At 65.2% G+C, this 20,654-nt stretch carries 14 protein-coding genes; 4 read left to right on the top strand and 10 right to left on the bottom strand.

Annotation, left to right across the window (positions count from 1 at the left end; genetic code table 11):
* Positions 1 to 84: 84 nt before the first annotated feature.
* Positions 85 to 1,173 (bottom strand): PQQ-dependent sugar dehydrogenase, encoded by a 1,089-nt coding sequence (locus tag ABC766_RS34245; RefSeq protein ID WP_238247141.1) that lies wholly within the window; start codon positions 1,171 to 1,173, stop codon positions 85 to 87.
* Positions 1,174 to 1,782: 609 nt separating this feature from the next.
* Here ABC766_RS34245 and ABC766_RS34240 point away from each other — a divergent pair.
* Positions 1,783 to 2,265 (top strand): MucR family transcriptional regulator, encoded by a 483-nt coding sequence (locus ABC766_RS34240; protein ID WP_078947056.1) that lies wholly within the window; start codon positions 1,783 to 1,785, stop codon positions 2,263 to 2,265.
* 624 nt (positions 2,266 to 2,889) lie between these two features.
* Here ABC766_RS34240 and ABC766_RS34235 read toward each other — a convergent pair.
* Positions 2,890 to 3,731 (bottom strand): IS5 family transposase gene (locus ABC766_RS34235; RefSeq protein ID WP_091995207.1). Its coding sequence is split into 2 segments (ribosomal slippage): positions 2,890 to 3,341 and positions 3,341 to 3,731, totalling 843 coding nucleotides; the frame shifts between segments, so codons are not numbered across the junction.
* 594 nt (positions 3,732 to 4,325) lie between these two features.
* Between ABC766_RS34235 and ABC766_RS34230 the strand changes: the two genes are divergently transcribed.
* Positions 4,326 to 4,994, top strand: a complete 669-nt coding sequence (locus tag ABC766_RS34230; RefSeq protein ID WP_053608458.1) for a transglutaminase-like cysteine peptidase — start codon at positions 4,326 to 4,328, stop codon at positions 4,992 to 4,994.
* Positions 4,995 to 6,062: 1,068 nt separating this feature from the next.
* Here ABC766_RS34230 and ABC766_RS34225 read toward each other — a convergent pair.
* The 4 genes from ABC766_RS34225 to ABC766_RS34210 form a co-directional block, all read right to left on the bottom strand.
* On the bottom strand, positions 6,063 to 7,055 hold the full coding sequence (locus ABC766_RS34225) for a hypothetical protein (protein WP_210254069.1): 993 nt from the start codon (positions 7,053 to 7,055) through the stop codon (positions 6,063 to 6,065).
* The gene (locus ABC766_RS34220) at positions 7,052 to 8,578 is read right to left on the bottom strand and encodes an efflux transporter outer membrane subunit (RefSeq protein ID WP_053608464.1); all 1,527 of its coding nucleotides are present in this window, start codon (positions 8,576 to 8,578) and stop codon (positions 7,052 to 7,054) included. Before ABC766_RS34220 ends, ABC766_RS34225 begins: the two co-directional genes overlap by 4 nt.
* A 174-nt stretch (positions 8,579 to 8,752) precedes the next feature.
* Complete coding sequence (locus tag ABC766_RS34215; protein ID WP_053608460.1) at positions 8,753 to 11,926, bottom strand: efflux RND transporter permease subunit; 3,174 nt, start codon at positions 11,924 to 11,926, stop codon at positions 8,753 to 8,755.
* A 52-nt stretch (positions 11,927 to 11,978) separates the two neighbouring features.
* Positions 11,979 to 13,043 (bottom strand): efflux RND transporter periplasmic adaptor subunit, encoded by a 1,065-nt coding sequence (locus ABC766_RS34210; RefSeq protein ID WP_244538983.1) that lies wholly within the window; start codon positions 13,041 to 13,043, stop codon positions 11,979 to 11,981.
* 885 nt (positions 13,044 to 13,928) lie between these two features.
* Between ABC766_RS34210 and ABC766_RS34205 the strand changes: the two genes are divergently transcribed.
* Together ABC766_RS34205 and ABC766_RS34200 are read left to right on the top strand one after the other, a co-directional pair.
* Positions 13,929 to 14,954 (top strand): sensor histidine kinase, encoded by a 1,026-nt coding sequence (locus tag ABC766_RS34205; RefSeq protein WP_043388487.1) that lies wholly within the window; start codon positions 13,929 to 13,931, stop codon positions 14,952 to 14,954.
* Entirely contained in the window at positions 14,951 to 15,535 is a 585-nt protein-coding gene (locus ABC766_RS34200; protein ID WP_053608462.1) for a response regulator transcription factor, read from the top strand. The genes ABC766_RS34205 and ABC766_RS34200 overlap by 4 nt, the downstream gene beginning before the upstream one ends.
* Positions 15,536 to 15,645: 110 nt before the next feature.
* Here the strand turns inward: ABC766_RS34200 and ABC766_RS34195 are convergent, their stop codons facing one another.
* From ABC766_RS34195 to ABC766_RS34180, 4 genes are all read right to left on the bottom strand, one after another.
* The gene (locus ABC766_RS34195; RefSeq protein ID WP_051976342.1) at positions 15,646 to 17,781 is read right to left on the bottom strand and encodes a carbohydrate porin; all 2,136 of its coding nucleotides are present in this window, start codon (positions 17,779 to 17,781) and stop codon (positions 15,646 to 15,648) included.
* Positions 17,782 to 17,879: 98 nt separating this feature from the next.
* The gene (locus ABC766_RS34190) at positions 17,880 to 18,218 is read right to left on the bottom strand and encodes a hypothetical protein (RefSeq protein ID WP_053622405.1); all 339 of its coding nucleotides are present in this window, start codon (positions 18,216 to 18,218) and stop codon (positions 17,880 to 17,882) included.
* 92 nt (positions 18,219 to 18,310) lie between these two features.
* A complete protein-coding gene (locus ABC766_RS34185; RefSeq protein WP_081948878.1) occupies positions 18,311 to 18,760 on the bottom strand; it encodes an SLOG family protein in 450 nt (149 codons plus the stop codon).
* Between the two features lie 13 nt (positions 18,761 to 18,773).
* Positions 18,774 to 20,546, bottom strand: coding sequence for a Na/Pi cotransporter family protein (locus ABC766_RS34180; protein WP_043388296.1), 1,773 nt, complete (start codon positions 20,544 to 20,546; stop codon positions 18,774 to 18,776).
* Positions 20,547 to 20,654 lie beyond the last annotated feature (108 nt).

Here is a 20,654-nt window from a genome sequence, read left to right as displayed (position 1 = left end):
ACCAACAAGCAGGCGCACGGCGGGTCCGATGGCGGGCGAGGGTGATTAAGCCGGGGCGAGGAGGTCTCACCTCGGCCAAGTCACTTAGGGCTCTTTGTAGGTGATGCGCCAGATAGCGCCGTTCCAATCGTCGGATACCAGTAGCGATCCGTCCGGCATTGGCTGCACATCGACGGGCCGGCCCACGTAGGCATTGTTCTGGAGAAAGCCTGTCAGGAACGGCTCGTACGATGCGATAGTGCCGTCGTCCTTGAGCTTGACGACCACGACATCTCCGCCGAGCTTCTTCGTACGATCCCACGAGCCATGACGGGCCAGGAAGATCGCATTCTTGTAGCTGCTCGGGAACATATCGCCCGTGTAAAACCGCATCCCCAGCGTCGCCACGTGCGGGCCCATCAAGCCGGCTGGCTTGGCAAACTCGTCGCACGAGTGACCCCATCCAAATTCAGGGTCGGTGAAGTTGCCCTGATGGCAATAGGGATAGCCGAAGTTGGGCGCCGTCGTCGTTCCCGCCTTGACCACGTGCAGCGTGTCGTTCGGCAGATCCTCCGACATCCAGTCGCGGCCGTTGTTGCTGAAGTAGAAGTCTTTGGTAACAGGGTTCCAATCAAATCCAACTGAGTTGCGCACGCCGGTCGCGACCAGTTCCACGTTCTTGCCGTCCAGGTCCATGCGCCGGATCTGCGCGTGGCGCGATGACGGCATGACGATGTTGCCGGGCGCGCCGACCGGGACGTAGAGCTTGTTGTCGGGGCCGATGGCGATGAACTTCCAGCCATGCGGCTCGTCCGTTGGCAGATCTTCGTAGACCAGCACGGGTTTGGGCGGGCTGTCGAGGTTCGCCTCGATGTTGTCATATCGCCAGATCTTGGACAGCTCCGCGACGTAGAGCGCGCCGTCGTGGAACGCGAGGCCGTTCGGCCGATGCAGACCGCTGGCGATCACCTTGACCACGTTGCCGTTCGGGCCTGGCACGACGGCGTACACCTTGTCGCGCACGCGCGAGCCGACGAACAGCGTTCCCTTGTCGCCCAGGCGCATGGATCGGGCGTCCGGCAGCCCGCTGGCGAACACCTCGACCTTGAATCCCTCGGGTACGTGCAGCATCGCCGTTGGCAGCTTGTCGGCACGGGTGGGCAGAACTGGGCCAGATACCGGAGCCAGCTTCATCGCATCTGGATTATCCGGCTGCCCGATCAGAGGGTCGCCCGGCGGCAGCTGTTGGCCGCGCTGAGTGACAGTCGACGGCTGAGACGGTGGGGTGGTTTGCGCCAGCGCCGTTCCAGCCCACAAAATTGCCCCAGCTGCGATAGTAGCTGGCAGTCGGCGTCTTTCGCCTAGCATGTCATCCTCCCTGACACTCATCGCGCCCACTAACATGTGCTGAACGAGACTGATGTCTAGCTGCAACGATGCCTCAGGCCGCGGCAGTGACCAGACGGTGACGGGCTGTGTCCCGAAGCCGGTTTGATAGTTTATCTACGATTGCGCTTGATCTGACTGAGCAGACCTCGGGCGTTCGAAGCGCAGTGTCTAGCGGAAAACTGAATACGATGAAATTATTGCCCAGCCTAATGTTTATCGTTGATATGGCTCACCTTCATGAATTTAACAGAGTCCGGTGAGATAGATGATTGTGAGCGAGATGTTGCGGCAAATATCTAATTTGATTATGCAGATGGTCGGAGGTAAGTTTCAAATCTGTATTATGAGATTTCTACTTGAATTCGGAGGAAGATTGCGTCATTTGTGCACTTGATCTCCAAAAAGGATTACTTCATGAACGAGAAAGCGGTCACACTGCGGAATGATCATATTCGGCAGACAGTCAAGGTCGTTGCAGCATACATCTCGAACAACAGCCTGCCGGCGGCTGAGCTGCCAAGCTTGATCTTCGGGATCTACTCCGCTCTGTCCGGCCTCCGCCAGGGTGGCGCATCAGAAGCTCCGATGGTCGAGAAACCAACCCCAGCTCAGATCCACAAATCGATTACGCACGACGCGCTAATCTCCTTCATCGACGGCAAGCCGTACAAGACACTGAAGCGGCATCTCACCGGCAATGGTATGACCGTCGCGCAATACCGCGAGCGCTACGGTCTGCCCCGCGACTATCCCACAGTAGCAATTAGCTATTCTCAGCAACGCTCGACTCTCGCCAAGAGTTTCGGTCTCGGCAGTCAGCGCCGAGAGACCACGGCTAAGGCAACAATTACGGTCGGCGCTGAAGCTCCTAAGAAGCGCGGCCGGAAGACCACTTGAAGCCGTCTGCCGTGGCTCCGCCGGCAACCGCTGTAACGGGTTAAGGCCATACTAGATACAAAACTCGGACGGCCCTGTGCATCCGCGCAGGACCGTCGATCCATCGCTGAACTGAATCGTGCCGAGTTCAGCTACACTTTGCGAAAACTAATTTAGAATGCGAAAATCCTCGATGACGCTACCTGACGTAACACACCGCCTCACCGGCGGACCGATCGCGCAGTTCAGGGCGCAGCCGGTGTTCTCCTCGCAGAACCACGTCAGCAACCCGCTCTTCAGGCATGCGCCGCCGCACTGGTGATAGGTACCGTAGGTGGGCCTGATATAGACCGGTTCGATCGATTTCCGCAGCTGCCCCGAGTTGTACTGCGCAGCGCATGACTCAGTGTGAAAAGCAATCCCTGATATCAAAAATAACAGAGTTAGCCCTCGATAATACATGGATCCGATACCGCGCATGATTTTTCAGCACGATTTATTCATTGTCCTCATCAGAATCGAGTAAATAATATTTCATGCAAAAATATGTAAGGCCTGTAGCTGACGGCGTGAACCGCCCTTATGCATCAACGAGACTGAACGCAGGCTGCCAACCTGTGTCCGCCTCTGAGAGTCTGTCCGGCATCATGATGTTTTCTGACAGAGCTTTCGGGTCATGAGGCGGATGGAGGCCAAGAGGACGAACGCTCGTGCTTTCCGGCTTTTGCATTCCCAATCCTTTGCGAGACGGCGGCAGCGGTTGAGCCAGCCGATCGTTCGCTCGACGATCCAACGCTTGGGCAGCACAGCGAAGCCTTTGGCCTGATCGGAGCGCCTGACGATCTCGACCGTGAGGGTGCGGCAGACCTTGCGAAGGCCATCTTGGAAGGCCGGTCCCTGGTAGCCGCCGTCGGCGAAGAGCTTGAGCAGGAACGGGTAGAGGCCAAACAGCGTGGCCATCACCAGCACGCCGCCATCCCGATCCTGAATGTCGGCGGGATGGACGAGCGCGTGCATCAGCAGGCCCTGCGTGTCGACCAGGATGTGGCGCTTCTTGCCCCTGATCTTCTTGCCCGCATCGTAGCCGGGCGGGTCGATCGAGCGCCCCCCTTTTCCGCGCCCTTCACGCTCTGGCTGTCGATGATGGCCACCGTCGGGCTGGCCTCCCGATCCATCCGTTCCCGGCAGGCGACGTAGAGCGTGTGATGGATCCGCTCCAGCGTGCCGTCATAGTCCCAGAGGTCAAAGTAATCGTGAACCGTCGAGCGCGCCGCCAGATCCTTTGGGATCGCCCGCCATTGGCAGCCGGTGCTCAGCACGTACATCAGGCCGTTCACCACCGCCCGCATGTCGACACTGCGCTTGCCGCCGCCACGCTTGGCTGGAGGGATCAGGGGCTCAATCAGCGCCCACTCGTCATCCGTCAGATCGCTCGGATACCGAAGCTCGCTTCGATCGTAGCGGGCCCGGTTCTCGGTCGTCCACATCAGCAGCCTCCACACAGGCCGCCTTGAATCACAAACCCCTTACATCACTCAATATGTCGCCGGACAGACACTGAGTGATCGATGCCCAGCTCCGTCAGCGTTCGTGCGCAGCCGACCATGAAAGCTGCCTGGCCGAATGCGACCAGTCGGAGCTGGACGAACGTCACACTCTGACCTCGACCTTATCGACACGTTGAAGCGCGACGCATTTCGTCTTCATCCTCTTGCACTCACGTCGGCTTGGGCTGCCGAGCCTGGGCGTTCGCCGATCGGGCCTCGCCTCACACGGCGCTTCCATCGTGTCGGACGCACCGTAGATCCTCGAAACGAGCTGGGAATGCGCAAGCGTTTGGGATGTCAGACTTTCGACACGCCCGGACTCAAGCTCTACCTTATCCCTGCAATAAAATCCAAGCTGTTTCTCATAGTCCCCGGGAAAGGCTATGCATACTGTCAGATCTGACAGGACGATTAGCGCCGACCGATATTATCCGCGCTACGCACAGGGTTAATTTTTCGTTGAGCGCTGGATTGCCGCCGGCGCGTCGGCGTGAGAACTTCCGTTAACGAAAGCTTAACGGTTGGGTCTCGGCGATGCGGTTTGCGGCTTTCACGAGGCGGAATGCGGTCTCGGTCCACGCCGCGCGTCGCCTCAGGCCTGCCCTCGCGGCAGCCTTCTCCATCGGCCTCGGGATCGGCGCCGTGCAGGCTCAAACCCTCGCGTCGCTGCCGAGCGCCCCGAGCGTGGCGCAGCCTCTGGGAACGGCCCGACCGATCGCGGCATGGGTGACGTTCTGCGAGAACTATCCGGCCGAATGCGTACTCGACCGCACGGAGCCTGCCCGCATCACCCTCACGCCCGCGACCTGGTCGACCATCGTTTCGATCAACCGCCGGGTGAATAAGGCGGTGCAGCCGATGACCGACATGGACCACTGGCACGTAGCCGATCAATGGAACCTGGCCGAGGACGGCTTCGGCGACTGCGAGGACTATCAGCTCCTGAAGCGCCATCTGCTCGCCGAGGCGGGTCTGCCGCGCCGGGCGATGCGGATGACCGTGGTCGTGGACGCCAACGGCGAGGGTCACGCCGTACTCACCCTGCTGACCGATCGCGGCGACCTCGTCCTGGACAACAAGACCAACGACATCTTACCCTGGCACCGGACCGGCTATGTCTTCGTCAAGCGCGAGAGCCAGGACGCCATCGCCTGGGTGTCGCTGGGCGGGGTCACCTCGCCCGTCACCACGGCGAACCGTTGAGAGGGGATAGTCGCTCGACCGGGCACAGCCTCGGCGAGGATGAGGCGACCGTCGGCTCGATGCCGTTCGTGCCCGTGCTGCGATGATTACCCCTCATATCATGCGCAGGGAACTCCGATGCGGCTAATTTCGGTGATGGTCCTCCCGCTCGTCATGTTTCTGACAGACGTGTCTGCCGAGGCACGTGTGCGCGGCGTCAAGGCTCACCATGATCACAGGGCTTCACGCGCAAGTGACATGGACCTCACGCTCAGACGCAGGGCCGCCGCCGATCGTGCGCGAGGTTGGATGGACTGGGAGGTGCACAGGCCGCTGTCCAGCTACCTCCCGCCTGTGACCAAGCAGCGGGTATCCGCTCCGCCGTTCACAGGTTGGGGTTATGGCGAGACGATCCCCGGTGCGTGGCCCGGCTTCTGATCGTACGATCCTGCACCGTGCGCAGCGTTTGCCGCGATCGTGCGCCCCATCGTGTCGTCGCACGCCTCGCTTTCGGCATCGGCATGCTGGCGGTGGCCGTCACGGCGCTGACAAAGGCTTCGATGAGATATGGGATGCGGCTACCGACATCGTGAGAATCCCCGATCTCGGAACAGCGCCATCCCCGGTCCGGTTGGCTCGATTGCAGCGCGTCTCGAACGCGCCGTCCACGCCATGACCGGAGGCAAAATGAGAGTCGATATCCGCACGCCGCTGATCGCGGCCTTGATGGTCATCGGCATGGTAGCCGGTGTAGCCGCCGCGGGTGGCGGAGCCGGCGGTGGCGCGGGCGGAGCTGGGGCGGGCGGCAGTGCCGGCGGCTCTGCTTCTGGAACCGGTGGTACGGGCTCCAGCGGCGTCAGTGGCACGGGCGCCGTCAACGGGGCGACATCACCGGGTACCTCAAGCACGAGTTCTGGGCTGCCTGCGGGCAGCACCGGCAACTCCAACATCTCGCAGGGGGGCAAGTCGGTCACGCCCGGTACCGGTTCGACATCTGGTACAGGTCGGTAAAGCGCCGGCGTCGCGCGACGTCCGAAGCCGTTCGAACCCCACACCGGACCGGAGGCGGCGAGCGCGATGGGTTTGCCGTCAGCGCCAGTCGTAGGGATTGAGCGGCTCGAGGACCCGACGCAACGCCTGCAGCGGGGCCGGCTGCTGTTGGTGCTCCGCTTCGCGGGCGAGGGCCCGTAGGAAGGCCTGGGGACCCTGCTCGAGGTCGCGACCGATGCCGTCGAACCGGTCGGCCGGCTCGACGTGCGGCGGATCGCGAGTCACGAGATAATCGATGTTGCAGATCGGCGCCGTCGATCGGTCGCCGAGGCGGTAGCAGATGTGAACCCGGGTATACGGCTCACCGAGCCGGTGCTCGGCGTGCACCCGCTCGACCGCGAAGGCTCCGTTGCTCGCGCGCTCGGCGTAGCGCAGGGTCTGAGCCACCGTCGTCAGCGCTTCCGTGCGCCGGCTCAGCACCAGTTCGACCGCACCTCGCGCGGAGGATAGGCGAGGTTCATCGTGGACGAACGATGATCGCGCGGCGGCGTCGATGCTCGCGCGCGGATCGGTTAGCGGACAGGCAGCGGGCACGACGCTGATCACGACCGAGCTTGGGCACTGGCCTCGGCAGCCCGAAGCCGCATCGATCTGATCTCGACCGCAGGCGTCGGCGTAGCAGGACCGCGCGAGAGTCTCGCAGGTCGCCAGGAACCGACCGACGGGCTCTGAGACGATCAGGTCGGCGGCCGACGCGGTCTTGAGGCCGGCCATTCCAACGAGAAGGCCGAGTGCCGTCGCGCAGACCATTCTCGCAACCCTCGCGGCTCGCCGATGATCGTCGGCGGAGGTGGGCGTAAAGTCCCGGCAGGCGAGACCGACCTGATCCAGCGCTTCAGAGAGCCTGCCGGACTGGTCGTACAGTAGTCCCTCGCCATCATGGGAGGGACCGATCCGATCGATGCGAGGTCGTCGATGCCGCATGTGCTCTGTGCCCTTGTATTCACTGGATCGGGTCGTTCCGAGAACAGCGGACGGGTTCGACGAACCAACACTGCCATCGCCTCGGGTTACGGAGAGATGCTGGATCACAGGAACTTCAGCGGATCCTTCTCCGGGGGCGGCGGCGCCACGTCGGCGCGGTTCCACCAGCCGCCGCCCAGCGCCACGAACAGCGCCGCGGTGTCGGCGTACTGGGTCGCGCGAGCACCCGCCGCGGTGACCAGCGCCGACAGGTAACCCTGCTGGGCGATCAGCACTTGCGTCGAGGTCACCGAGCCGGCCGTGAACTGCTTGCGGACCAGCTCCAGGCTCTGGTTCGTCGCATTGACCGCTGCGTCGGCGGCGGCCACCGCCCTGGCGTCGGCCTGCAGCGCTCGCAGCGCGTCGGCGACGTTCTGGAAGGCGGTGATCACCGTGGCGCGGTACTGCGCCTGCGCCTGGGTCAAGCCTTCCTCGGCGGCCCGCTGGCGTCGGAACAGGGTGCCGGCATCGAAGATCGGTGCCGTCGCCTGGCCGACGATCGTGAAGAACGAGGCGGCCGGGTTGGTAATCTGGGTTATTTGCGTCGCGCTCGATCCGCCCGTGGCCGTCAGCGTGAACTGGGGCAGGCGGTTGGCGACCGCGACGCCGACGCTGGCGCTCGCCTGCTGCACCATGGCTTCCGCCGCCTTGACGTCGGGGCGCTGCTGCACGAGCCGCGAGGGCAGGCTCACCGGAAGCCGGGTCGGCAGCCTCAATGCCGAGAGACGGAAGGTCTCCGGGACCTCGTCGGAGGGCAGACGCCCGGCGAGTGCGGTGAGCAGGTTGCGCTGCTGCGCGAGCGCCTTCTCCAGCGGTGGCAGCAGCTGCTGCGACAGGGCGAGCGCCGCCTGCTGCTGCACCACGTCGGCCCCGGCGATCTGCCCGAGCGACAGCTGCTTGTTGTACAGCTGCAGCACCTCGATCTGCGCCTGGATCACTTTCTGCGTCGCATCGATCTGCGCGCGCAGGGATGCCTCCTGGATGGCGGCGGCGACGACGTTGGCGGTCAGACTTAGATAGGCCGCCTCCAGCTGAAAGCGCTGGTTCTCGGTGGCGGCCTCCAGCGACTCGATCTGCCGCCGGTTCCCGCCGAACACGTCTGGATTGTACGAGACCACCGCCTGCGGGGTAAACAGGCTGTAGAGGTACTGGGTCTGGTTCTGCAGCGGCGATTGCAGGTCGAGGCCCGGGGCCTGGATGCCTTCGGCCTGAGGCGTCGCGGTCAGGCTCGGATAGAGCGTGCCCTTCTGGGCGAGCGCGTTCTGCTGCGCTACCCGCAGGGAGGCCTGCGCGGCCTCCAGCGTCGGGTTGTTGGCCAGCGCCTGCTCGACGAGGCGGTTGAGTGCCTTGGAATGGAACAGCGTCCACCACTGGCCGGGGATGTCGGCGCCCGAGGCGAAGCTCTGGTCGGCCGAGCCGCCTTGCCGGGTGCGAATCTTGTCGGCGGCCGACGGGTTCTTCAGCGGCTCCCTGGTGTAGCGGCTGACCGGCGGATCCTCCGGCGGCATGAAGTTCGGCCCCACCGCGCAGGCGGCGACGCTCCAAGCCAGCAGTATGACGCCGCCATACCGAGAGAGACGACCGAGGGCCATCGTCAGCGGGATTACCCATCCTTCCGACACGCGGACGAACATCCCGTCCCGCACCGGATATCGCGCGGCATGATGATCGAGATCGGGACGCATCGAGGCACTTCTGCAGGCGTGGTCCGTCGAGCGACGGCAAGCATCTGAGCTTGACCGTTCTCTATGGCGATTGCGGGACGTTTAAGGGGCGGACACGGCCTGTACTTTGGGTCGAACCTGCGTGCTCCTGGCCGGTCGCCGCCGCGAGAACAGCGAGATCAGGATCGGCATAACGACCAGGATCAGGGCCGGCGCCAGGAGGATGCCGCCAACCACAACCAGCGCCAGCGGCTTCTGGACCTGCGAGCCGATGCCGGTCGACAAGGCGGCCGGCAGCAGGCCGACGCAGGCCGCGACGCAGGTCATCATCACCGGGCGCATCCGCACCGTCGCGGCCTGGAACACCGCGTTGCGGCGCTGCCAGCCGTCTTCGACGAGCTGGTTGTAGTAGGCGAGCAGGATCACGCCCTCCATGGTCGAGATGCCGAACAGCGCGATGAAGCCGATCGCCGCCGAGACCGAGAACGGCGTCCCCGTCAGCACGAGGGCGAAGATGCCGCCGATCATCGCCATCGGGATCACCGACAGCGTCAGCAGCATGTCGGTGGCCGATGAGAAGTTGATGTAAAGGAGCAGGGCGATCAGCGCGAGCGTGATCGGGACGACGACCTTCAGTCGGGCGATCGCGTCCTGCAGGTTCCCGAACTCGCCGACCCATTCGAGGTGAGAGCCCGGCGGCAACTGGACCTGCTGGGCGACCCGGTTCTGCGCCTCGATCACGGCGCCGCCGAGGTCGCGTCCCCGCACCGAGAACTTGACCGGGATGTAGCGCTGCTGACCCTCGCGATAGATGAACGAGGCGCCCGAGACGAGCTCGACCGTGGCGATCTCAGAAAGCGGCACGGGAATCACGCCGCCGCTCGGATTCTGGGCGCCCACCGTGATGTTGCGGATCGTGGCGAGGTCGCGGCGGTACGCCGAGGCCAGGCGCACGCGCATCGCGAAGTGCCGATCCGAGCCATACTCGTACACGTCACCCGCGGTCTGACCGCCGATCGCGGCCTGAACCGTGGTGTTCACATCCCCGGGCGCCAGCCCGTACCGGGCCGCCTTCTCGCGATCGACGGTGATGCGGACCGTCGGCTGACCCAGTGAGGTGAAGATCGCCAAGTCGGTGATGCCCTTCACCTCGGCCAGGGCCGCCTTGATCTGCTCGGCCGCCTGCGAGATCGCGCTGAGATCGTTGCCGTACACCTTGACGGAGTTCTCGCCCTTCACGCCGGAAGCCGCTTCCTCGACATTGTCCTGGATGTACTGGGAGAAGTTGAACTCGACGCCGGGGAAGTGCTCCTCCAGCGTCTTTGACATATCCTCGACGAGCCGCTCCTTGGTCAGCCCCGATGGCCAAGTCTCCTCGTCGGTCAGCGGTGCGAAGATCTCGACGTTGAAGAAGCCGGTCGCGTCCGTGCCGTCGTCGGGCCGGCCATGCTGCGTGATCGTGGTCTCCACCTCCGGATACGCCTTGAGCACGGCGCGTATCCGGTTGACGTAGGTGTTCGCGGCCTCGAGCGAGATCGAGGGTGGCATCGTCCCGCGGATCCAGAGATTGCCCTCCTCGAGCTTGGGCAGGAACTCCAGGCCGAGCGAGCGGACCATCGTGCCGGCGACGAGCAGGACGACGAGCATGGCGCCGAGCGTCAGGATCTTGTTGCCCAAGGCGAAGCGCAGGAAGCGCGTGTGCCCGAAGTGCAGGAGGCGCACGATGAGCGTGTCGCGCTCCTCCATCTCGTTCGGCAGGATCAGGGCCGACAGGGCCGGCGAGACCGTGAAGGTCGCGAGCAGGCCGCCGATCAGCGCGTACGCGTAGGTCTTGGCCATCGGCCCGAAGATGTGCCCTTCAACGCCGCTCAGCGTGAACAGTGGCAGGAAGCCGACGATGATGATCGTCGCCGAGAAGAAAATCGCCCGGTTCACCTCGGACGCGGCGAAACTGATGGTGCCGAGCTTGCCCGTCAGGGCCGACCCCTCATCGCCAGCGTCATCGGCGTGCGTGATCGGACCGCCGGGATGCTCCGACAAGTGTCGGAAGACGTTCTCGACCATGATCACGGTCGCATCGACGATCAGGCCGAAGTCGATGGCACCGAGCGACAGCAGGTTGGCCGACTCGCCGCGGATCACCAAGATCGCCACCGCGAAGGCGAGGGCGAACGGGATCGTCGCCGCCACGATGATGGCGCTTCGCAGCGAGCCCAGGAACAGCCACTGAACCACGAACACGAGCGCCACGCCGAAGACGAGGTTGTGCATCACCGTGTGCGTGGTTTTGCCGATCAGCCCCGACCGGTCGTAGAGCGGCACGATGCGCACGTCGGGCGGGAGAATGCCGCTCGCGTTGATCTTCTCGATCTCGGCTTCCACGCGCTGGATCGTCGGCAGGCTCGGGCTGCCGCGGCGCAGCAGCACGATGCCGAGCACGATGTCGTCCTGATCGTCGTGGCCGACGATGCCGAGCCGGGGTGCGTTCGAGACCCGCACCTCGGCGACGTCGCGCACGAGCACGGGCGTTCCGTTCACCTGCGTGAGCATGGTGTTGCGGATGTCGTCCGGATCGCGGATCAAACCGATGCCGCGCACCACGGCCGCTTGCTCGCCGATGTTCAGCGTCTGACCGCCGACGTTGATGCTGGAGTTGTTCAGGGACGTGACGAGTTGCACCAAGGTCAGGCCCTGCCCTTGAAGCCGGGCGAGGTCGACGGCGATCTCATATTCCTTGGTCTTGCCGCCGAAGCCGGTGACGTCGATGACCCCGGGGATCGCCTTGAACCGCCGCTGCAGGATCCAGTCCTGGAGCGTCTTGAGGTCGGTGGGCGAGAACCCCTTCGGTCCGACCAGCTGATAGCGCATGATCTCGCCGATCGGGCTCACCGGCGAGATTGAGGGCTGGGCGCCGTTCGGCAGGGGGCTGAGCTGCGACAAGCGGTTGAGGACCCGCTGCTCGGCCTCCTCATAGGTGAAATTGTAGTTGAACTGGACCTTCACGTCGGAGAGGCCAAACAGCGAGATCGTCCGCACGACGGTGGCATTCGGGATGCCGGCGAGCTGCACCTCCAGCGGGATGGTGATGTAGCGCTCGATCTCCTCGGCCGATTGGCCGGGGTTCTGGGTAATCACGTCCACGAGCGGCGGCACGGGGTCGGGATAAGCCTCGATGTTCAGTTGGGCATAGCTGGCCGCGCCGACTACCAGCGTCGCGAGAAACAGCAGGAGGACGAGGACGCGCTGGCGCAGGACGAAGGTGATGACGCCGGTCATGACAACTTCCCGCGGTCGGTTGCGGTGCAAGCCGAAGCTCGTCGATCGGTGATCATGAAGCCTTCTCTCCGCTCGCGGCCCGATCGATGAAGAGGGCGCCGCGCGAGACGATCCGTTCGCCGGTCTGCAAGCCCTCGGTGACCTGCAGAAGATCACCGTCACGCAGCCCGAGCTTGATCTCGCGGGCCTCGACCGCGCCGTCCGGGCGCAGCACCCAGACATGCGCGCGGTCCCCCTCCTGAACGACCGCGCTCTCTGGGACCGCCGGGCCGCTCACGGCGTCGCCGGTGATGATCGCGAACCGCGCGAACATCTCAGGCTTGAGTTCTTGATCGGGGTTCTCGACCTCGCACCGGACCGCGAGCCGGCGCGTCGCCGGATCGAGGCTCGCGGCCATGTAGGTGACACGCGCGCGGAAGGTGCGGTCGCCGAAGCCGTTGACGGTCGCCACGGCCGGCTGACCGAGCCGGATGCGGGGGATGTCGCTCTCGCGCACGTTGGCGATCAGCCACACGGTCGCGAGATCGCCGATGGTGAAGACCGGATCGCTGCCGGTGCCGAGGTACTGGCCGAGGCCGACCTTGCGCTGCACGACTGTCCCGGCGATCGGCGCTCGGATCACCGTCTCCGGACTCATGCTGCTGTTCTTCTGGAACGCGGCGATCTCCGCGTCGGTCTTGCCCAGGATCCGCAGGCGGTTCTTGACCGCCTCCAGGGCCGCCTCCGCGGTCTGTTTGTCGCTCTGGGCCGAGATGACGTCGTTCTCGGCGCTCTGATAATCCTTGAGCGCGGCGGCTTTGGCCTGGAATAGCACCTGCTGGCGCGCGGCGATGATCTGGTTGAGCTTGAGCTGCTCCTGGGCTTTGTTGAGGGCGTTGATCGCGCTCTGGAAATCGTTCTGCGCCTGGACCATGTCGGTCACCTCGACGGTGAACAGGGGCTGGCCCGCCCTCACGTCGTCACCTGCCTTGGCGGTGATCTTGGTGACACGCCCAGCATAGGGAGAGTAGACCGGCACGTTGTCGTCATCGTTGAGCGCGATGCGCCCTTCGGCCAGTCCTTGCGGTCGGAACTCGGTCGCCTGAACGCTCGTGATCCCGAACGACGCGAGCTGCATCGGCGTCGGCCGAAAGCTGCGCTCGACCGCGATTGTCGTCGCCGGTTCGGAAGCATCGGCTCTGTCCGCGCGGCGGCCGGACAGGCCGGTGACGAGTGCTGCCGTCCTGCCAGCGACGTCGCGTGCGGCGTCGGGCCAGATGGCAACCGCCGCGACGGTGCCGATCAGAAGCATAGACGCGGCGGCGATCTTCAGCGTCGGCGAGCCGAATGGCCTCAGCGGTGTCCCGGCTTCAGCATCGAGAAGATCAGGCCGGAGCTGATTACGCACATCCATGCCGCGACCTTTCTAAACGACTGCCGCGCATACTTTTGCAGCTCGATGCATACAGAACTAAACATTGCGAACAGGAAGCATCAGCGTGTATCGCGCTGGCTTGTCGCGGGCACCGACGCCCGAGCGGCCGGCTCACACAGGCGCAGCTTCGCGGTAGAGCGTTGCTCCTCCTTCGGCAACTGTCAGTTCTGACAGGCGCACACCCTCGGAAGTTGAGCTTAGCAACCTAGTGTTAGGGTTTTTATATCGGACCGTGGCAAGTGTATGATGATTTTTACAAGCGGTGGGCGGCGTGCGCGGGTCGTCTAACTGTCAGGTTTGACAGGTTGCAGGTCGGCGCGATCCTCGCTCTACTACCCTAAGTTCCGGCGAGAATGTCGCAGCTCAGGTTCTGTGAAAGATTGGTAGCGGCGATCCGTCCCGAGCTTTCAATCGGTGTTGGGTTACGTCGGTAAGGAGGGTAAAGCGTTGGCGAGCGCGCACCATACGGGAACCCGAGCGTTACCCAAGCGCGCCGCTAGCCCTGTCGGTCTCATGCGCGCGCGCCCTCTGCTCATCGAGCCGAGTCGCGCGGCGCGACGAGCGCTCTTCCAAATTACCACGTTGCCGATGCTTAGTCTCAAGCCGAGGCTCGCCCTCGCGCTCCTCCTCGTGGTCGGCGTGTTCACGGCTGATCTCTTCGAGCCCGCCGACAACGTCTCGATCTGCTTCGCCTACACGCTGCCGATCCTCCTCGGCGTCTACATGGGTCCCGGCAGCACGTTCCGTCTCGCCGCCCTCGCCACCGCCGCCTCGTTGGTCGGCTCGTTCATTCGACCGCCGGAGGGCGGGATCGTCCTCAGCTTCGTCGTCAACCGCGTGATCGCGGTCGCCGCGCAGTGGCTCGTCGCCTTCCTGGTCGAGCAACGACGGCGCAACCACGCCCTGGTCGACGCACGTCTGACCGAAGAACGGCTGGTGGCCGAGACCGGACGGCGGTTCGTGCAGATCCTGACTCACGAGATCGCGACGGCGCTGACTGCGATCGACGGTCAAGGCTATCGCCTCGGCAAGCTGGCGCAGACGATCGAGCCGATGGACATCATCGCTCGCAGCGAGAAGATCCGACACGCCGCGACGCGCCTCAAGGGTCTGGTCGAGCGCGTCCGCCTCGCTGCCGAAGTCGGCCGTGGAGAGATCTTGCTGAACCGCGAGGCGATCGAGGCAGTCCCTTTCCTCGAGGCGCTCGTGGCCGAATATGAGGCCGCGCATGTTCACATCGCCGTGTGCGTGGCCGAGCCAACCCTGCACGGCGACCGCGTCCTGATCCATCAGGCGGTGTCGAACCTCGTTTCGAACGCGATCAAGTACTCGCCGCAGCCTTGCGCGATCAGCATCCACGCCGGCCGCTCGGCCCTACTCGACGGAAGCGAGATCACGGTGGCCGACCACGGCGTCGGGATCGCCCTGGAGGAACTCGATCGGGTCTTCGAGCCTTACTATCGCGCCGCCAACAGCGGCGGTGTTCCTGGCCTCGGCATCGGCCTGCATCTCGTGCGCCATTTCGTCGAGGCGCATGGCGGCCAGGTTCGCATCGAGAGCCAGGTCGACCGGGGCACGACGGTACACCTGCATCTGCCCGGAGCGAAGCCGTGACGCGGCGCATCCTGTGCATCGAGGACGATCCCGACATCGCCGAACTCACCAACGAGGTGCTCGCAGAGGCGGGCTTCCGTGTCGATCTTGCGATCACCGGCATGCAAGGTTTGGCGCGGTTGGGCGAGGCGCACGACGCGATCCTCTGCGACATCGACCTTCCGGGCCTGAGCGGGCTCGAACTGCTGCGCGCATTGCGCAAGACCGGCTCGCGGACCCCGTTCGTGCTGCTGACGGCTTTCGCCGGCCGGGAGAACCAGATCGAGGCGCGCCAGCTGGGCTGCGACGACTTCGTCGCCAAGCCCATCGACTTCGAGCTGCTGCTGGCCGTCCTGCACAACGTCCTGCAGCGGACAGCGCCGGCCGTGGGGGACACCGAGCGCCCGACGCTGACCGAACGCGAACGGGAGGTCCTCGCCCGGGTGGTGGAAGGCAAATCCTCTGTCGCCATCGCCGCCCTCCTCGGTATCAGCGAGCGGACGGTGAACTTCCACGTAGACCGCGTGATGCGCAAGCTGAACGTGACGACGCGCACGCAGGCCGCGATTACTTGCGTACGCCTCGGGCTGATGTCTGCCTGAACGCGCGGATCCCACGGATCGGTTAGATCGAGATATACATGATAGAAATAATGATTCAGAGTATGTGAGGCATATACATCTGGACTGGTTGTGAATTTCAAAAATAGAAACTAAAAATCGATGTGTAGACGACTACTGAAAAAATTGGCTGGGCCGCGATCCTTATTGTAACCAGGATTGTCGATGAACTGATAGTCGAACGACACTGTCACCGTGTTTGTCAAACCCAGCGCATAGTAGGTCTCGATGCCGCGCTCTGGCCCGTAACGCAACTGCCCGTCACCGATCACGAGGCCGAGGCCGCCTGCGGCAAAGTAGTCCCGATGCGCGCGCGACAGGCCGTTGATCATCGCGCCGATGCCAATCGTGTCGCTCGGTCGCTCCCACAGGGAGCCCTTGAACGAGAACCCACCGGAGGCGCTCCGATCGACATCGGTGAAGGAGAGGTTCTCATTGCGGCCATCGGCGGCGCTGACCCGGGCGAACAGGCCGATCTCCGGCGTGAGCGCCTGTTCGAGATTGATGTAGGCGCCCCGTTTGTTGCGGGTTCTCCGGCTGAGGTTCACGGCCGTGTTGACGTCGGGGATGTCGATCGAGTCCGCGAGCGCGACCACCTGCCGGTAGTTGGCGGTACGTCCCTCGTGCGAGAACGCGCCGATCCTCAGCCTTCCCGGCTGGTCGAGGATCGGGAGCACGTGGCGTTCCTCGAACTCGACCACGGCCCCGCCCCGGCGCGGGAAGCGCGGATCGAGCGGATCCGTACTCGGGAGCTTGGGGACCTGGGTATAGGCTGCGCGCAGCGCGAACTCGCGACGGTTGTACTCGACCACGATGCCCTGGGTGTAGCCGGGCAGGTTGGCCGGGAAATCGTAGGCCGCCGACTCCCAGAGCGACCAGTTCATGAAGTCGACGCGCGGATCGTGGGCATAAATGTTGCCGTCGAAGAAGTCGCCCAGCGCGAATTTGCCCGCCGCGACGGTGATCCGCTCGATATCCCGTGTGATCGCGACTTGGTTCGGCCCGTCCGGCACGGTCTCGGTCTCGCCGCCGAGCCCGAAGGTCTGACGCACGAAGTAGCGCTGCGAGCGCAGCTTCGGAGAGGACGAGCCGGCCTTCTGCGCCTCGCCGTTGGGAAAGCCGGCCACGCCGAGCGTGCGGCTCAGACCGAAGCCTTGGTCGAACTCAGGATTGTAATACAGCTCGGTGTTGTCGGTCAGCTTGAACCCGAGGAAGGCGGTGGCGGTGAGCGTGCCGCGCGCCTGATGCGGCACGAGGCTGTTGTCGCCGCGGTAAGGCGAATGGAAGCCCGTCACCCCCTGGTCGATGAACGTCGTCTGGCCGTGCAGCGAGAAGCGGCCGGTGTCGCCGTTGTCCGGATCGTGGGGGGCGAGCTCGTCGGGTTCGGGGGGCAGGCGCAGTCCTCCGGGAACCCAGAGGAGCCGCGCCATCACTTGGTTTGAGGTGAACGAGGCCTGGGTCGAGAACGCCCCGCCGTCCGGACCCGCAACGCTGCCGAGACCGAAGCGAGCGCTCCTGCCGTAATCGGCATAGCGATAGTCGATGCCCAGGGCGAGGTTCTCAGCGATTGCGAACTGCACGCCGGCCCCGAGTGTGAAGCCGAGATAGGAGTGGTCACGCCTTGCGATCCCGGCGAAGCCGGTATCCAGGTCGGGAAACGTGGAGCGGAAGCGTGTCTCGGCGCCCGCGAGGCCGAAGGTGGCGTAGACGAGGTTGCGTTCGAACGCGTAGCCGATACGGGCGCGGGCAGCGCCGAACAGATCTGCCTGAGCGCGGATGAGACTGAAGGAGGCGTCGCCGTTCTCGAAGCCGAACCCCGGCACGGTCGACGACACGGGCCGCTTCAGGTTTGCGCCGTAGAGGTCCGCCTCCAGGCCGTAGACGTACGGACCGGTCTGCCAGTTGTAGCCGCTGACGACACCGCCCAGCACCGTCGTGGCATTGCGTCCCTGATCGCTGCGGCCAGTGCTATCCCCGCTTCGAAACGCCGGCACGGAGCGACGCTCGACCGAGCCCGCGTCGAAGTTGAAGCTGCCGTAGGCGTCTCCGGCGCTGCCCTCGACGCCCAGATACCCGCCGGACCAGTCTGCGACGGTCGGGCGATCCGACGATGAACCTCTCCATTCGGCGGCCCGCGCTTGGTCCAAGCATAGGATCGCGACGGCGCCACCCAGAAGCGATAAAAGCTTCTCGATCGGCGATAAGATCTGAATTTGCAGATATCTCATGGCATAGCCTCAATTTTTACTGTATGAATTTCATCTTTTTGTGCATCTACGATAAAACGAATGTTTGATGAGATCTCGGATCCATTCGGGAGCTTGGATCACGCGATATGTTCATGACGGAGCATGGCAAAACCCACGTCGCCCAGACCGGCAACGGCGAGGCGGATCAGCAGAGCCGTCCCGAAACGGCGTGAGCGCATGATCCGCGGCAGGATCGAGAGGACGTGCAGTGCGTGTTCGAGGATATGCACCAGCACCGGAAGCTCGGCTGGCCCCGCGGTCGAGCCTCGCTCCGTCCCCGGCCCTGCGCGGGGTGGCCGCGCGAGCGGCCGGTGGTCGAGCGCGACCTGCAAGCCCATTCGGCTCAGCTGATGCGCGACCTGCGTCCCGATCAGGGCGCCGCGCCGCCCGATCAGGCCGGCGCGGTAGGCCCGCATCGTCAGCCCGAACGCCGATCGACCGAGGCCTGAGAGCAGCCTCGCGAGGTTGGGATGCCGAACCACGATGATCTCCCTGTGTCGGTCGATGTTCAGATGTGCAGCACGATAGCGCGCTGGCTTCGAAGCCCGTTCGAGCGATCTCGACCCGGCGGCCCGTCCGCACGGTCGAGGATCGTCTGGGCCGGCACGTCGCGCTCGGGCACCTCGTAGACGGCGAGCCGTGCCCGAAGGGCGCATCGCACGAGATCCAGCGTGTGCGGGCCGCCGGGGAAGGCCGCCACTAGATCGGGTCGGGCGTCCTTCAGCATGAATCGGTTGCGCACCGCCTCCGCCGTCTTACCGTAGCGAACCCAGTTCGGCGGGTAGCGCACCACGTGCACACCGGCCCGCCGCGCCCAGTCCTCGGCCGCCGCGCAGACGCCGCCCAGACCGCCGTGGATCAGGACCATGACTCGGCAGCGGCGGTGCAGCTTCGCCAACTCGAAGCTCACGAGATCCCGGTATTCCAGATGACCGCTGCCCCCAATGACAAGCCGCATGGTCGTCTCCCGCTCAAGCTGCCGGCCGGAGGCTCGACGCCTCCTGAACCGGATCCTCGCCGTCGCCGCCCGGACCGCCGGCCGAGATGGTCTCGTCCTCGCCGCCGAGCACCGCCTCGTGCCGCCGTTCGAGCAGGGGCGCGCACAGCGCGGCGACGTGCGAGTGCACCCGGCGCAGATCGCGCAGCGTCCGCAGGAACAGCGCATTCGCCTCCGCCATCGCGGCCGGATCGGCGTCGTGCGGCGCATCGCGCAGGCGCGCGACGTGCCGGTCGATGGCCGCGCGCTCCAGCGCGCGCAGGAGACCCTTGCGCCGGGCCACCGACCGCGCGGCGTCGAGGTCGTCGCGTAGGAACGCAGCGAGCGCGAGCTGCAGGCTGGTGAGCGCCTCGGCGTGGAGCCGTTCGATGTCGGCGAGTTCCTCGACGGAGAACGGCTCGCCGGTCCGTTTCAGCCGCCGGCTGGCGAACGCGACCAGGTTATGGGCTATGATGTCACCGACGTGCTCGAGGTTGAGCACGAAGGTCAGGATCTCCTGGGCTCGCGCCTGCGCATCCGCCGAGACGGTGCCGACCTCCTCGCCGCCGAGGTCGGCCAGGTAACGCCGGATCGCGAGCCCGATCCGGTCGATGGCCGCGTCCCGCCGCCCGGCTGCACCGGCCAAGGTCCGATCTCCGGTGCGGAACGCCTGAAGGGCATCGCGCAGGGCTGCGCCGGCCAGATCCGCCATGTGCAGGGCTTCAAGGGCGGCGTTGGCGAGGGCCAGGCTCGGGGTCGCCAGGGCGGTGAGGTCGAGGTGGTGCGGGAGTTCCGCGATCGGCGCGTCTTGCCGTGCGCTCTCAGGCATGATCGGCGCGGGCAAGAGACGCGTGGTGAGGCGGCCAAGCGCGGCCGTCCAGGGTAGGACGAGGATGGCGAGCGCGAGGTTGAGCGCGAGGTGGAACGCCATGGCTCCGCGCGCGGGGTCAGCGACGCCGAACTCGGCGAGACCTGCGGTGATCGGGTCGAGGAGCGGCAGCGCGGCGGCGCAGCCGGCCGCTCGCACGAGCAGGTTGCCCAGGGGAAGCCGGCGCGCTGCCGGCGCACCGGCTGCTTCAAGATAGGGCGGCAGTGCCGCGCCGAGGTTGGCGCCGAGCACGAGGGCGAGGGCACCCTCAAGGGTGATCACGCCTGCACCCCCGAGCGAGACGATGAACAGGATCGCCGCCACGCTGGAATGAGCCGCCCAGGCGAGCATCGCCGCCGCCAGGACGGCCAGGACCGGCTCGGCCGCAAGCGCCCCCACGAGGCTGCGTAGGATCGGCGTGGCCTCGACGGCGGTGAGGCACTGTCCGAGCAACGCGAGCGCCGTCAGCATCAAGCCGAGGCCGATCAGTGCCCGGCCGAGATTGCGCGGTTTGGACCGATCCGCGCGCGCGCGGAACAACAGGAACCCGAACAGGATCAGGATGGGGGCGGCCGCGGCCACGTCGAAGGACAGCACCTGCACGATCAACGCCGTACCGACGTTGGCGCCGAGCATGAGGGCGAGGCCGGCCGAGAGGTCGAGGGTGCCGCTCGCGGCGAAGGCGGTCGCCATGAGCGCGGTGGCGGTGCTGCTCTGGAGCACCGCCGTGACGAGCAGACCCGCGAAACAGGCGCGTGCTCGGCCCTTGAGCCCGCGCCCGATCAGGTCGCGCAGCTCCGGCCCGAAGCCGCGGGCGAGGCCGGTCGTGACCATGTGCGTGCCCCACAGGAGCAGCGCGACGGCGCCCGCAATGTGCAAGAGGGTGAGCGTGCCGGTCATGGCGCCCGTCCGCATCGGCTCGAGGCCGCAGTGAAGTCGCCCAGGGCGTCACTCAGGATCCGGTCCGCGAGGGCAGCCGAACCCTGCGAGTCGGCCGTCAGCAGATCC

This window comes from Methylobacterium fujisawaense (assembly GCF_039619325.1).
GTDB lineage: Bacteria > Pseudomonadota > Alphaproteobacteria > Rhizobiales > Beijerinckiaceae > Methylobacterium > Methylobacterium fujisawaense.
This window is presented reverse-complemented; position numbering and strand designations above follow the sequence as displayed.